This window comes from Natronospira elongata (assembly GCF_034931365.1).
GTDB lineage: Bacteria > Pseudomonadota > Gammaproteobacteria > Natronospirales > Natronospiraceae > Natronospira > Natronospira elongata.
In genome coordinates this window covers 1-12749 of record NZ_JAYGII010000007.1, presented here as the reverse complement: position 1 = coordinate 12749, position 12749 = coordinate 1, and the positions used below count along the sequence as shown (strand labels likewise).

At 59.6% G+C, this 12749-nt stretch carries 26 protein-coding genes; all 26 read left to right on the top strand.

All coding sequences use genetic code 11. From position 1 onward, the window contains the following. Positions 1 to 5 precede the first annotated feature (5 nt). Entirely contained in the window at positions 6 to 617 is a 612-nt protein-coding gene (rplD, locus tag VCB98_RS05065) for a 50S ribosomal protein L4 (protein WP_346050822.1), read from the top strand. Further along, positions 614 to 910: a 50S ribosomal protein L23 gene (gene rplW, locus VCB98_RS05060; protein WP_346050821.1), complete on the top strand. Its 297-nt coding sequence runs from the start codon at positions 614 to 616 to the stop codon at positions 908 to 910. Before rplD ends, rplW begins: the two co-directional genes overlap by 4 nt. 35 nt (positions 911 to 945) lie before the next feature. After that, a complete protein-coding gene (gene rplB, locus VCB98_RS05055; RefSeq protein ID WP_346050820.1) occupies positions 946 to 1776 on the top strand; it encodes a 50S ribosomal protein L2 in 831 nt (276 codons plus the stop codon). Between the two features lie 21 nt (positions 1777 to 1797). Continuing rightward, the gene (rpsS, locus tag VCB98_RS05050) at positions 1798 to 2070 is read left to right on the top strand and encodes a 30S ribosomal protein S19 (RefSeq protein ID WP_346050819.1); all 273 of its coding nucleotides are present in this window, start codon (positions 1798 to 1800) and stop codon (positions 2068 to 2070) included. 14 nt (positions 2071 to 2084) lie between these two features. Beyond that, positions 2085 to 2417, top strand: a complete 333-nt coding sequence (gene rplV, locus VCB98_RS05045; RefSeq protein WP_346050818.1) for a 50S ribosomal protein L22 — start codon at positions 2085 to 2087, stop codon at positions 2415 to 2417. Between the two features lie 12 nt (positions 2418 to 2429). Beyond that, the gene (rpsC, locus tag VCB98_RS05040; protein ID WP_346050817.1) at positions 2430 to 3104 is read left to right on the top strand and encodes a 30S ribosomal protein S3; all 675 of its coding nucleotides are present in this window, start codon (positions 2430 to 2432) and stop codon (positions 3102 to 3104) included. Between the two features lie 11 nt (positions 3105 to 3115). Beyond that, positions 3116 to 3529, top strand: a complete 414-nt coding sequence (gene rplP, locus VCB98_RS05035; RefSeq protein WP_346050816.1) for a 50S ribosomal protein L16 — start codon at positions 3116 to 3118, stop codon at positions 3527 to 3529. Continuing rightward, positions 3530 to 3727 (top strand): 50S ribosomal protein L29, encoded by a 198-nt coding sequence (gene rpmC / locus VCB98_RS05030; RefSeq protein WP_346050815.1) that lies wholly within the window; start codon positions 3530 to 3532, stop codon positions 3725 to 3727. It begins immediately after the preceding gene. Then, complete coding sequence (gene rpsQ, locus VCB98_RS05025; protein WP_346050814.1) at positions 3727 to 3993, top strand: 30S ribosomal protein S17; 267 nt, start codon at positions 3727 to 3729, stop codon at positions 3991 to 3993. The genes rpmC and rpsQ overlap by 1 nt, the downstream gene beginning before the upstream one ends. A gap of 65 nt (positions 3994 to 4058) precedes the next feature. Then, positions 4059 to 4427: a 50S ribosomal protein L14 gene (gene rplN / locus VCB98_RS05020; protein WP_346050813.1), complete on the top strand. Its 369-nt coding sequence runs from the start codon at positions 4059 to 4061 to the stop codon at positions 4425 to 4427. A 19-nt stretch (positions 4428 to 4446) separates the two neighbouring features. After that, complete coding sequence (rplX, locus tag VCB98_RS05015; RefSeq protein WP_346050812.1) at positions 4447 to 4764, top strand: 50S ribosomal protein L24; 318 nt, start codon at positions 4447 to 4449, stop codon at positions 4762 to 4764. Positions 4765 to 4774: 10 nt separating this feature from the next. Next, positions 4775 to 5317: a 50S ribosomal protein L5 gene (gene rplE / locus VCB98_RS05010; protein ID WP_346050811.1), complete on the top strand. Its 543-nt coding sequence runs from the start codon at positions 4775 to 4777 to the stop codon at positions 5315 to 5317. Positions 5318 to 5332: 15 nt separating this feature from the next. Further along, the gene (gene rpsN / locus VCB98_RS05005) at positions 5333 to 5638 is read left to right on the top strand and encodes a 30S ribosomal protein S14 (RefSeq protein ID WP_346050810.1); all 306 of its coding nucleotides are present in this window, start codon (positions 5333 to 5335) and stop codon (positions 5636 to 5638) included. Between the two features lie 24 nt (positions 5639 to 5662). Beyond that, complete coding sequence (rpsH, locus tag VCB98_RS05000) at positions 5663 to 6061, top strand: 30S ribosomal protein S8 (RefSeq protein ID WP_346050809.1); 399 nt, start codon at positions 5663 to 5665, stop codon at positions 6059 to 6061. A gap of 19 nt (positions 6062 to 6080) precedes the next feature. After that, positions 6081 to 6617 (top strand): 50S ribosomal protein L6, encoded by a 537-nt coding sequence (gene rplF, locus VCB98_RS04995; RefSeq protein WP_346050808.1) that lies wholly within the window; start codon positions 6081 to 6083, stop codon positions 6615 to 6617. Positions 6618 to 6630: 13 nt separating this feature from the next. Continuing rightward, the gene (rplR, locus tag VCB98_RS04990) at positions 6631 to 6984 is read left to right on the top strand and encodes a 50S ribosomal protein L18 (protein ID WP_346050807.1); all 354 of its coding nucleotides are present in this window, start codon (positions 6631 to 6633) and stop codon (positions 6982 to 6984) included. Positions 6985 to 6997: 13 nt separating this feature from the next. Next, on the top strand, positions 6998 to 7501 hold the full coding sequence (rpsE, locus tag VCB98_RS04985) for a 30S ribosomal protein S5 (protein ID WP_346050806.1): 504 nt from the start codon (positions 6998 to 7000) through the stop codon (positions 7499 to 7501). A gap of 5 nt (positions 7502 to 7506) precedes the next feature. Further along, positions 7507 to 7701: a 50S ribosomal protein L30 gene (rpmD, locus tag VCB98_RS04980; RefSeq protein ID WP_346050805.1), complete on the top strand. Its 195-nt coding sequence runs from the start codon at positions 7507 to 7509 to the stop codon at positions 7699 to 7701. A 2-nt stretch (positions 7702 to 7703) separates the two neighbouring features. Continuing rightward, positions 7704 to 8141 (top strand): 50S ribosomal protein L15, encoded by a 438-nt coding sequence (gene rplO, locus VCB98_RS04975; protein ID WP_346050804.1) that lies wholly within the window; start codon positions 7704 to 7706, stop codon positions 8139 to 8141. Positions 8142 to 8144: 3 nt separating this feature from the next. Then, positions 8145 to 9482, top strand: a complete 1338-nt coding sequence (gene secY, locus VCB98_RS04970; RefSeq protein WP_346050803.1) for a preprotein translocase subunit SecY — start codon at positions 8145 to 8147, stop codon at positions 9480 to 9482. A gap of 55 nt (positions 9483 to 9537) precedes the next feature. Then, positions 9538 to 9654: a 50S ribosomal protein L36 gene (gene rpmJ, locus VCB98_RS04965; RefSeq protein WP_306729018.1), complete on the top strand. Its 117-nt coding sequence runs from the start codon at positions 9538 to 9540 to the stop codon at positions 9652 to 9654. 84 nt (positions 9655 to 9738) lie between these two features. Next, positions 9739 to 10095: a 30S ribosomal protein S13 gene (gene rpsM, locus VCB98_RS04960; RefSeq protein WP_346050802.1), complete on the top strand. Its 357-nt coding sequence runs from the start codon at positions 9739 to 9741 to the stop codon at positions 10093 to 10095. A 30-nt stretch (positions 10096 to 10125) separates the two neighbouring features. Then, on the top strand, positions 10126 to 10515 hold the full coding sequence (gene rpsK / locus VCB98_RS04955; RefSeq protein WP_346050801.1) for a 30S ribosomal protein S11: 390 nt from the start codon (positions 10126 to 10128) through the stop codon (positions 10513 to 10515). A 71-nt stretch (positions 10516 to 10586) separates the two neighbouring features. Then, complete coding sequence (rpsD, locus tag VCB98_RS04950; RefSeq protein ID WP_346050800.1) at positions 10587 to 11207, top strand: 30S ribosomal protein S4; 621 nt, start codon at positions 10587 to 10589, stop codon at positions 11205 to 11207. Between the two features lie 17 nt (positions 11208 to 11224). After that, entirely contained in the window at positions 11225 to 12220 is a 996-nt protein-coding gene (locus VCB98_RS04945; RefSeq protein ID WP_346050799.1) for a DNA-directed RNA polymerase subunit alpha, read from the top strand. A gap of 38 nt (positions 12221 to 12258) precedes the next feature. Next, positions 12259 to 12651, top strand: a complete 393-nt coding sequence (gene rplQ, locus VCB98_RS04940) for a 50S ribosomal protein L17 (RefSeq protein ID WP_346050798.1) — start codon at positions 12259 to 12261, stop codon at positions 12649 to 12651. Positions 12652 to 12749: the final 98 nt, after the last annotated feature.

Below are 12749 nucleotides of genomic sequence, written 5' to 3'. Positions count from 1 at the left end.
GTCACATGGAACTGCAAGTACAAAAAGCCTCCGGCCAGGACAAGCTGACGGTTTCCGAAGAAACCTTCGGCCGGGATTTCAATGAGAGTCTGGTGCACCAGGTGGTAGTGGCCCATCTCGCCGCTGCCCGCGCTGGCACTCGTGGACAGAAGACCCGCGCCGAAGTGCGTGGTGGTGGCCGCAAGCCGTGGCGGCAGAAGGGCACTGGCCGTGCCCGCGCTGGCTCCATTCGCAGCCCCATCTGGCGTGGGGGTGGCAAGATTTTCGCCGCGCGGCCCCAGGATTACACCCAGAAGGTCAACAAGAAAATGTACCGGGCGGCCATCCGGTCCATTCTCTCCGAGCTGGTTCGCCAGGGCCGCCTGGTTGTGATGGAAGATTTTCAGATCGACGAGCCCAAGACCCGTGCGCTCGTCGGGCGGCTGAAGGAGTTGGACCTGGAGAACGTCCTGATCGTGACCGAGGACGTGACCGAGGCGCTCTATCTGGCCGCTCGCAATCTGCCCGCGGTGGATGTGCGTGATACCGCCGCCATCGACCCCGTGTCCCTGGTGGGCTTCGACAAGGTGCTGGTTACCGTGCCGGCCCTTCGTCAGATCGAGGAGTGGCTGTCATGAATGAAGAGCGTCTTATGACTGTCTTGCTCGGGCCTCATGTGTCCGAGAAGAGCACAAACGTCGCCGATGCCCACAACCAGGTCGTGTTCAAGGTCCGTCGGGACGCCAACAAGACCGAGGTTCGGCGGGCCGTTGAGAAACTGTTCGATGTGGAAGTGGACAAGGTTCGCATGATTCGCCAAAAGGGCAAGATCAAGCGCTTTGGTCTCACTTACGGGAAGCGTCAGGACTGGAAAAAGGCCTACGTCTCCCTCAAGCCCGGGCAGGATATTGATTTCATGGGTGGCGACTGAACGGTCGTTCCCGTATCGGATAGGGATCTGAAGTCATGGCACTGAAGAAAGCAAAACCGACTTCTCCCGGCCGTCGTTTCGTCGTCCAGGTGAGCAATGATCAATTGCACCGCGGCGAGCCCTACGGCCCACTGGTTGAGAAGAAGCACAGCACCGGTGGTCGCAACAGCGCCGGCCGAACCACCATGCGTCATCGTGGTGGCGGTCATAAGCGTCGCTACCGGGTGGTGGACTTCCGTCGCAACAAGGACGACATTGTCGGCCGGGTTGAGCGGCTGGAGTATGACCCGAACCGCAGCGCCCATCTGGCCCTGGTTCTGTATGCGGATGGCGAGCGTCGCTACATCATCGCTCCGCGCGGCCTGAAGGCCGGCGATCAGGTGGTGTCCGGTGATCGGGCCCCAATCAAGACCGGTAACGCCTTGCCGCTGCGTAACATTCCGGTGGGTAGCACGGTGCATTGCATCGAGCTCCGCCCTGGCAAGGGTGCCCAGCTGGGCCGTTCCGCGGGCGCTGCCTGTCAGCTGCTCGCCCGGGAAGGTGCCTATGCCACCATTCGCCTGCGCTCAGGTGAAATGCGTAAGGTCCATATTGAGTGCCGCGCCACTATCGGCGAGGTGGGCAATAGCGAACACAGCCTCCGGCAATTGGGCAAGGCCGGCGCCAAGCGCTGGCGCGGTTTCCGCCCCAAGACCCGTGGTGTGGCCATGAACCCGGTGGATCACCCCCATGGTGGTGGTGAAGGCCGGACGTCCGGCGGTCGCCATCCGGTATCTCCGTGGGGTCAGCCCACCAAGGGATACAAGACGCGGCACAATAAGCGCACTGACAACATGATTGTGCGTCGCCGTCGAGTTAAGAAGTAACGGAATCGAGAGGGTAGCAACGTGCCACGGTCAATTAGTAAGGGTCCGTTTATCGATCCGCACCTCGCCAAGAAGGTGCGTGACGCTGCGGCCAACAACGATCGCCGACCGATCAAGACCTGGTCCCGTCGGTCCATGGTGACGCCGGATATGGTGGGCCTGACCATCGCAGTCCATAACGGGCGGCAACACATGCCCGTGCTGGTCTCCGAGAATATGGTCGGTCACAAGCTTGGCGAATTTGCCCTGACCCGTACTTACAAGGGTCACGCGGCTAACAAGAAGTCGAAGTAAAGAGGTAGCGAGCCATGCAGGTAAATGCAAAACTCCGGTTCGCCAGAATCTCGCCACAAAAGTGTCGGCTGGTTGCGGACCAGGTGCGGGGTAAGCCCGTCGCCCAGGCCCTCCAGATTCTGGAGTTCAGCCCCAAGAAGGCTTCGCATATCGTACGCAAGCTTCTGGAATCGGCGATTGCCAATGCCGAGAACAATGAAGGCGCGGACGTGGACGAGCTCAAGGTCGAGCGTATCTTCGTGGACGAAGGTCCGATGATGAAGCGCTTCCGTCCCAGGGCCAAGGGCCGTGCGGACCAGATTCTCAAGCGGACCAGCCACATCACGATTTCCGTGGCTGACGACTGAAGGTGATTTGAAATGGGTCATAAAGTTCATCCAACCGGCTTTCGCCTTGGCGTCGCCACGGACTGGACGGCAAAGTGGTATGCCGAGGGCGGTGAGTTTGCCGATACCCTACTGGACGATCTGAAGCTGCGCGACTACATCAAGAAGAAGCTGTCTCATGCTTCTGTCAGTCGCATCCAGATCGAGCGTCCGGCCAAGAGTGCGCGCATCACCATTCATACTGCCCGTCCAGGGATTGTGATTGGCAAGAAGGGCGAGGATATCGAGTCCCTGCGCAAGGAACTCTCCGAAATGCTCGGCATGGACGTGAAGGTGAGCATCGCGGAGATCCGCAAGCCGGAGCTGGATGCCAACCTGGTGGCCGAGAGTATTGCTCAGCAGCTGGAGCGTCGGATCATGTTCCGCCGCGCCATGAAGCGAGCAGTGGGCAACGCCATGCGTCTTGGCGCCGAAGGGATCAAGGTCCGCGTGGCCGGCCGCCTGAACGGTGCCGAGATTGCCCGAAGCGAGTGGTATCGGGAGGGTCGCGTGCCCCTTCATACCATGCGCGCCGATATCGACTACGGTTTCGCCGAAGCCATGACCACCTACGGCATCATTGGTGTCAAGGTCTGGATCTTCAAGGGCGAAATCCTGGATCCCAGCACCATCGGCCAGACTGAGGCCGATGAGAAAGCTCGGAAGTAGGAGACGCTGTCATGCTGCAGCCCAAGCGGACAAAATTCAGGAAGCAACATAAAGGCCGCAACCGTGGTGTTGCCCAGGCGGGGAACACGGTGGACTTCGGGGAGTTCGGTCTCAAGGCCACCACCCGAGGTCGGATCACCGCGCGTCAGATTGAGGCCGCCCGGCGAGCCATCACCCGGCACGTAAAGCGTGGCGGTAAGATCTGGATTCGGATTTTTCCGGACAAGCCCATTACCGCGAAGCCTCTCGAGGTTCGTATGGGTAAGGGTAAAGGTAACGTGGAATACTGGGTGGCTCAGATCCAGCCCGGCCGCGTCCTGTATGAAATGGAAGGTGTCAGCGAGGAGCTGGCGCGGGAGGCATTCCGCCTTGCCGCTGCCAAGCTGCCTGTGCAGACCACCTTTGTGACCCGGCAGGTGATGTAAATGAACGTGTCAGATCTGCGAAATAAGAATGCTGACGAGCTCCAGAAGGAGCTGCTGGAACTGCGCCGAGAGCAGTTCAACCTGCGCATGCAGCAGGCCACTGGGCAGCTCAGCCGACCGGACCAGGTCGGCAAGGTCCGCCGGAACATCGCGCGGATCAAGACTGTGCTTAATGAACAGAAGGCGGGTGAACAGTAATGGCTGAGAACACTGACAAGACCGCGCGTACTGTGCAGGGCCGTGTGGTCAGCGCCAAGGCGGACAAGACTATTACGGTCTATATCGAGCGTCGCGTGGCCCATCCGCTGTACGGCAAGTACATCCGTCGCAGTACCCGGCTGCTGGCGCACGACGAAGAGAACACGTGCCGTGAAGGCGACGTGGTATCCATCGCCGAGTGTCGGCCGCTTTCCAAGCGCAAGAGCTGGAAGCTGCACGAGATCTTGGAACGCGCCTCGGATTGAACCGAGGTATTGAGGGCTTGGCCGGCCGGTCCGGCCACCGGGCCGACTGAGTAGAGGAAAGAACGATGATCCAGATGCAGACATTGCTGGATGCCGCGGACAACAGCGGGGCGCGAAGCCTGCGCTGCATCAAGGTCCTTGGCGGGTCCAAGCGCCGTTACGCGCGGATCGGCGACGTGATCAAGGTCAGCGTCAAGGAAGCAATTCCCCGCGGCCGCGTGAAGAAGGGCGAAGTTTACGACGCCGTGGTGGTGCGTACCCGTAAGGGCGTTCGTCGTCCGGACGGATCCCTGATCCGTTTCGACAGTAACGCTGCGGTGTTGCTGAACCCCCGGCTAGAGCCCATCGGCACCCGTATTTTTGGGCCGGTGACCCGCGAGCTGCGCACTGACAAGTTCATGCGTATTGTCTCGCTCGCCCCCGAGGTGCTGTAAGCGAACGGAGAGATTGAAGATGAACCGGATCAGAAAAGGCGACGACGTGATCATCATCGCGGGCAAGGATAAGGGCCGTCAGGGTACCGTTATCCGCCTGGTGGATGATGAGCGTCTGCTCGTCGAAGGCGTGAATGTCGCTAAGAAGCACCAGAAGCCCGATCCCAATCGAGGCCAGGGTGGCGGCATCATCGACAAGGAGATGCCCATCCATATCTCCAATGTCATGGTGTACAACCCGGTGACCAAGAAAGGTGATCGCATCGGCTTCAAGACCCTGGAAGACGGGCGCAAGGTGCGGATCTTCAAGTCCACGCAAGAAGTGGTCGACGTTTAAGGTGATCCCGATGTCAGCAAGACTGAAAGAAATTTACAACGAGAAGCTTCGGGGGCAGATCCAGAAGGATCTCGGCCTGGACAACCCCATGGAAGTGCCCCGGATCACCAAGATCACGATCAATATGGGTCTTGGCGAAGCTGTGGGTGATCGCAAGGTGCTGGAATACGCCGTGGATGATCTCGCGAAGATCACCGGCCAGAAGGCATTGATCACCAAGTCACGCAAATCCGTGGCGGGTTTCAAGATTCGTGACGGCTGGCCCATTGGCGCCAAGGTAACCCTGCGCCGGGAGCGGATGTACGAATTCCTGGATCGCCTGATCAATGTCGCGATTCCGCGTATCCGTGATTTCCGTGGCTTGAACGCGAAGGCGTTCGATGGTCGGGGCAATTACAGCCTTGGCGTCCGGGAACAGATTATTTTTCCGGAAGTTGAGTACGACAAGGTCGACGCTGTTCGTGGCATGGATATCACAATCACCACGACGGCGAAGAACGACGAGCAGGGCAAGGCACTGCTGTCGGCTTTCAACTTCCCGTTTAAGAACTGAGGCAGAGGCTGAACTATGGCCAAGAAATCGATGGTAGAGCGTGAGCGCAAGCGGGCTCGCATGGTGGCGAAGTACAACGCCAAGCGTGCGGAACTGAAGCGTGTCATTAAGGACCCCAGCACCAGTGACGAAGATCGCGAAAAGGCGGTCGAGAAACTGGCCAGTCTGCCGCGGAATGGCAGCCCCGTGCGCATCCGTAATCGTTGCCGCGTTACCGGGCGTCCAAATGGCTACTACCGTAAATTCGGTCTCGGCCGTAACAAGCTGCGGGAGGCCGCCATGCGTGGTGATATCCCGGGGCTCGTCAAGTCCAGCTGGTAAGGCGCCTGGAGCGAGGAACAAGCAATGAGTATGACCGATCCCATCGCCGATATGCTGACTCGCATCCGGAACGCCCAGCGTGCCGGAAAGGCGAATGTCAACATGCCATCGTCCAAGCTGAAGTCGGCCATTGCCGACGTGCTGAAGGACGAAGGCTATATCGCCGATTACAAGATTCATGAAGAAGCGGGCAACAAGAAGACCATGGAGGTCTCCCTTCGGTATTTCGAAGGTGAGCCGGTGATTGCCCGTCTAGAACGGGTGTCTCGGCCGGGTCTGCGTGTCTTTCGCGGCCGCGATGAGTTGCCCCAGGTCGATGGCGGCCTCGGCGTAGCCATTGTCTCCACTTCCAAGGGTGTGGTCAGTGACCGCACGGCCCGGGAAGCTGGCGACGGCGGCGAAGTCATCTGTTTCGTCTCGTAACTGACGCAGGGTTTTAGCGATGTCCAGGATTGCAAATGCTCCGGTAGCCCTGCCGGATGGTGTGGAAGTCAAGCTTGACGGTAACCACATTGGATTCAAGGGGCCGAAAGGCGAGCTGGGTATGTCACTCCATCCGGATGTGAATGTTGCCCAGGAAGACAAGAGTCTGAAGGTTTTCGTGCGAACCGAGGGCGACCGTCGCCAGGTGGCCATGGCAGGAACGACGCGTGCGCTGCTGAATAATCTGGTGACTGGAGTCTCCAAAGGCTTTGAGCGGAAGCTCGAGCTGGTGGGCGTGGGCTATCGTGCCCAGTCCAAGGGCAAGACCCTGAGTCTGACCCTTGGTCTGTCTCACCCGGTGGATTACCCGGTACCGGAAGGCATTACCATTGAAACACCCTCCAACACCGAAGTGGTTGTGAAGGGTGTGGACAAGCAACGGGTTGGCCAGGTAGCTGCGGAGATCCGCGCCTTCCGCCCGCCGGAGCCTTATAAAGGCAAGGGCGTCCGTTACTCGGATGAACGCGTGGTCCGTAAAGAGGCCAAGAAGAAATAACGGTAGGTGAGCAATGGATAAGAAGACGGCTCGCATTCGTCGTGCCCGCAAGGCACGCGCCAATATCCGGGGACACAAGGCTCATCGCCTGACTGTCCATCGGACGCCCCGGCATATTTATGCCCAGCTGATTGCTCCCGAGGGAGACAAAGTGCTGGCATCCGCCTCCACGGTGGAAGCGGACCTCCGCAAGTCCCTGAAATCGACCGGGAATGTGGAAGCCGCCACCGCGGTAGGCAAGGCCATTGCCGAAAAGGCGAAGGCCGCCGGGATCAGTGAAGTGGCTTTCGACCGCTCCGGTTTCCGGTATCACGGTCGGGTCAAGGCGCTTGCCGATGCGGCTCGCGAGAGCGGATTGAATTTCTGAACAGGTATCTATCATGGCAGCACCCGCACAAAACCAGACGGACGATCTTCAGGAAAAACTGGTTGCCATCAACCGCGTCGCCAAGGTTGTGAAGGGCGGCCGGAAGTTCGGCTTCACCGCCTTGGCGGTGGTCGGCGACGGCAACGGCAAAGTGGGCTTCGGATATGGCAAGGCCCGGGAAGTGCCCCTGGCCATTCAGAAGGCCATGGAAAAAGCCCGCAAGGATATGAAGAAGGTGCACCTGAAGGAAGGCACCCTGCAATATCCCCTGCGTGCCAACCACGGCGCGACTCGGGTGCTCATGCAGCCGGCCTCCGACGGTACCGGCGTGATTGCCGGTGGCGCCATGCGTGCCGTATGTGAAGTGGCGGGCGTCAAGAACGTGCTGGCCAAGAGTTACGGTTCCCGCAATCCCATTAACGTGGTGCGGGCAACCATGAACGCGCTCACGCAGGCCGAGTCCCCCGAGCGGGTGGCAGCCAAGCGTGGCAAGTCCGTCGAAGAAATCACGGGTTGAGACCGATGGCTGATAAGGGCAACAACACACTGAAGGTTACGCTGGTGCGTAGCATCCACGGCCGGCTGAAGAACCACCAGGCCTGCGTGCGCGGACTGGGTCTGCGCCGCATGCATCACACGGTGACGGTAGCGGATACGCCTGAGAATCGCGGGATGATTAACCGCGTAGCTTATCTGCTCCAGGTAGAGGAAGCCTGATTATGCGACTCAACGAACTGAAACCTGTCAGCGGCAGCCGGCCAGAAGGCAAACGCCTCGGCCGTGGCGCCGGCTCTGGTCTGGGCAAGACCAGTGGCAAGGGTCACAAGGGCCAATTGGCCCGCTCCGGTGGTGGCGTGAAGCCCGGTTTCGAGGGTGGTCAGATGCCCTTGCAGCGGCGTCTGCCCAAGACCGGCTTCCGCTCCCGGCTGGCTCAAGTGACTGACGAAGTGCGGCTGGACGATCTGGCGCGCCTGGACGCTGAGACTATCGACCTGAAGGCCCTGCGGGATGCCGGCTTGATTCATTCGCGCATCGAACGCGTGAAGATCATTGCAAGCGGCGACCTGGGCGGGAAGAAGCTCAACGTCAAGGGCCTGAAGGCCACCAAGGGGGCCCGTAAGGCCATCGAAGAAGCCGGCGGAAAGATCGAGGAGTAAGTCATGGCGGCTGGCGGCGGCGCGGTTCCAGGTAATCTCGGCAGCATCGGTCGCGCGACCGAGATCAAGCAGCGTCTGCTGTTTGTGCTGGGTATGATGGTGGTTTTCCGGATTGGGGCACATATCCCCGTTCCCGGTATCGATCCTGTTGAGATGTCCCGGCTGTTTGAAGCCCAGCGCGGCACCATCCTGGAAATGTTCAATATGTTTTCCGGGGGGGCGCTTGAGCGCTTCAGCCTCTTCGCCCTCGGCATCATGCCGTACATCTCCGCTGCCATTATCATGCAGCTGATGACCGCGGTGATTCCCAAGCTCAATGAGCTGAAGAAGGAAGGCGAGTCCGGTCGCAGGAAAATCACCCAGTACACGCGCTACGGCACGGTCGTACTGGCGACTTTCCAGTCCATCGGTGCGTCGATTGCCCTGGCCAACCAGGGTGTATCGATCATCCCCGCGGCCCAGTTCACCTTTGTCTGTGCGGTGACTCTGGTGACCGGGACGATCTTCCTGATGTGGCTGGGTGAGCAGACCACCGAGCGCGGTATCGGCAACGGGATCTCGCTGATCATCTTCGCAGGGATTGTCGCAGGCCTGCCGTCCGCACTGGGTGGCACACTGGAATTGGTAAGAACCGGTGAGCTGGCAACCATGTTCGCCATCATCCTGTTCTTCCTCGCCCTCGGTGTGACGGCTTTCGTGGTCTTCATCGAGCGTGGTCAGCGTCGGATTACGGTGAACTATGCCAAGCGACAGCAGGGCCGGCGCATGTATGGCGGTCAGACCAGTCATCTGCCGCTGAAGTTGAACATGGCCGGGGTGATTCCGCCGATTTTCGCCTCGTCAATCATCCTGTTCCCGTCCACCCTGATTGGCTGGACCCAGGATCAGGGTCCGGGCTGGGTGCAGCAGTTGGTGCAGTCGCTTCAGCCTGGCGAGCCGGTTTATACGCTGTTTTATGCCGGCATGATCATCTTTTTCTGCTTTTTCTACACCGCGTTGGTATTTAACAGCCGGGATACGGCGGACAACCTGAAGCGTTCCGGCGCCTTCATTCCGGGGATTCGCCCAGGCCGCCAGACTGCGGATTATGTGGATTCGGTTCTCTCGCGACTGACATTCTGGGGTGCGATGTACATCACTGCCGTCTGTCTGCTGCCGGAGTTCCTGATCATGAACTGGAACGTGCCCTTCTATTTCGGCGGTACGTCCCTGCTGATCATCGTGATCGTGTCCATGGACTTCATGTCCCAATTGCAGGCGCACATGATGTCGCACCAGTACGACGGCCTGCTCAAGAAGGCCAATTTGAAGGGTTACGGCCGGGCCGGGCGGCCCCGCTGATCGAAAGTAACGCGTGTTGTCCGCCGGGATTCCGGCAGCGCAGGAGACTGAAGAAATGAAAGTACGAGCTTCTGTCAAGAAGATCTGCCGAAACTGCAAAATCATCCGCCGGAACGGTACCGTCCGGGTGATTTGCACCACCGACCCGCGCCATAAGCAGCGCCAGGGCTGAGGCAGGCCGAATAATTGATCGCCGAGGCGATCTGAGGTATATTGTCGCGTTTCCGTGCGCGAGGCGAGTCAGGAGTTAAGCTGAATGGCCCGTATAGCAGGTATCAACATCCCGACCCACAAGCATGTGGTGATTGCACTCACCAGCATCTATGGGATTGGGCGTACCCGTTCGCAGCAGATCTGCGAAGCGGCGAAGGTCAAGCCCGACACCAAGGTGCGGGATCTCACCGAGGGTGAGATCGACACTATCCGTGGTCTGGTTGGCAAATTCGTCGTTGAAGGCGATCTCCGCCGCGAAACGGCAATGAACATCAAGCGTTTGATGGACCTGGGCTGCAACCGTGGCATCCGCCATCGCCGGGGCCTCCCCGTGCGCGGGCAGCAGACCCAGACCAATGCGCGTACCCGTAAGGGTAAGCGCCGTCCCATCACTCGCTGATCGTAAAGAGCAAACATAGGGTAGAACGAGATGGCCAAAGCCGGCACCCGTACCAGAAAGAAGGTCAAAAAGACCGTTGTTGACGGTATCGCCCATATTCAGGCGTCCTTCAACAACACCATCGTGATGATCACGGACCGCCAGGGTAACGCCCTGTCCTGGGCCACCGCTGGTGGTTCCGGTTTCCGCGGCTCCCGTAAGAGCACGCCTTTTGCTGCCCAGGTGGCGGCGGATCGTGCCGGCGAAGCCGCTCAGGACTATGGTGTCAAGAATCTGGAAGTTCGGGTCAAGGGCCCAGGCCCGGGTCGTGAATCCGCCGTGCGCTCCCTGAATAACGCCGGTTTCCGGATCACCAATATCACGGATGTGACCCCCATTCCCCATAATGGGTGTCGTCCGCCCAAGAAGCGCCGGGTCTAACCCGCGCGGAATACCAGTAATTGGCGGCCGGGTGATAGCCCGGAGAAAGCAGCCTCGGAGAGTTAGAGCAAATGGCGAGATATATCGGACCAACCTGTAAGCTGGCGCGCCGGGAAGGCACTGACCTTTTCCTGAAGAGTGGCGTGCGTCCCCTGGAGTCCAAGTGCAAGATCGACTCCGTTCCGGGGCAGCACGGCAACCGTCGTGGACGCCTGTCCGACTTCGGTGTGCAGCTGCGTGAAAAGCAGAAGCTGCGCCGGATGTACGGCGTCCTCGAGCGCCAGTTCCGCAAGTACTACAAGGAAGCCGCCCGTCGCAAGGGTTCCACCGGTGAGAACCTGCTCACTATTCTGGAAACCCGCCTGGACAATGTTGTCTATCGCATGGGCTTTGCTTCCACCCGCGCTGAAGCGCGTCAGCTGGTGTCCCACAAGGGCATCCAGGTGAATGGCGGAATCGTGAACGTGCCGTCCTATCAGGTCAAAGCTGACGACGAAATCAGCGTCCGCGAGAAGGCCCGCAAGCAGCTGCGCATTCAGGCCGCCCTGGAAGCGGCCAAGGAAGCCGGTCTGCCGCAGTGGGTCGAAGTGGACGAAAAGAAGATGACCGGCATCTTCAAATCCGCGCCCGATCGCAGCGATATCCTGCCGGATATCAATGAGAACCTGGTGGTCGAGCTTTACTCCAAGTAATTGCGGGGTCTGACAAGATGTCATCCTTGGGTGAATTCCTGAAGCCACGTCATATCGACGTGAAAGAAATCAGTGCCACACGGGCTCGTGTGGTGCTCGAACCCCTGGAGCGGGGTTTTGGCCATACGCTGGGTAATGCCCTGCGTCGTGTGCTGCTGTCCTCCATGCCGGGTGCCGCCGTGACCGAGGCGGAGATCGACGGTGTGGTTCATGAGTACAGCTCCGTGGAAGGTGTGCAAGAAGATGTGCTGGAGATTCTTCTGAACCTCAAGCAGGTCGCAATGCGCATGCATTCCCGCGAAGAAGCGACACTCACCATCAGCCAGAAGGGTGAGGGTGTTGTGACTGCCGGTGATCTGCAGACGGATCACGAGCTGGAAATCATGAATCCGGACCTGGTCATTGCCCATGTCAATGCCAGTGGTGAGCTGAACATGAAGATCAAGGCGCGTCGGGGCCGGGGCTACGAGCCGGCCACCCAGCGTGCTGAAGCCGAGGACGATAGTCGCCCGGTTGGGCGCCTGCTCGTGGACGCCACTTACAGTCCTGTTCGCCGGGTCAGTTACAGCGTCGAAGCGGCCCGTGTGGATCAGCGCACCGACCTGGACAAACTGATCATCGATCTGGAAACCAACGGCGGTATTGATCCCGAAGAGGCGATCCGTCGGGCGGCCACTATCCTGAGCGACCAGCTGTCCGTGTTTGTGGACCTGGAAGACAGTGTGGATTCGGCTGCCGAGGAAGACAGCCAGATTGATCCGGTGCTTTTGCGGCCGGTTGATGAGCTGGAACTGACGGTTCGTTCCGCCAACTGCCTCAAGGCCGAAAGCATTCACTACATCGGTGATCTCGTTCAGCGCACCGAGGTAGAGCTGCTGAAGACGCCCAATCTGGGCAAGAAATCGCTGACCGAGATCAAGGACGTGCTGGCTCAGCACGGTTTGTCCCTCGGCATGAAGCTGGAAGGTTGGCCCCCGGCCAGTCTCCAGGAAAAGAAACAGGCCTCCGCGTGATCGCGGCCTCATTACAGTAACAGGTCAGGAAAGCAGTCATGCGTCATCGCAAGGCAGGAAGAAAACTCAATCGTAACAGCAGCCACCGCAAGGCCATGTTCCGTAACATGGCGGCGTCCCTGCTGCGTCATGAACAGATTCGGACCACTGTGCCCAAGGCCAAGGAATTGCGCCGGGTGGTGGAGCCGCTGATCACTCTCGCCAAGAACGACAGCGTCGCCAGCCGTCGCCGCGCCTTCGACAAGCTGCGTGATCGTGAGCTGGTGACCAAGCTGTTCAATGATATCGGCCCCGAGTACAAGGAACGGGCCGGTGGTTATACCCGCATCCTCAAGTGCGGTTTCCGCGACGGTGACAATGCGCCCATGGCCATTGTCCAGCTCGTGGGCCGCGCCGAACCCCAGGATGATGAGGTGGAAGCCACCGAGTAATCGGCAGGCTCAAGCCAACGCGAAAAAGCCGGGCCCAGTGCCCGGCTTTTTCGTGTCTGCCAAAACATCTGTAGCCCTCTGCGGATTCTCTGTGTTAG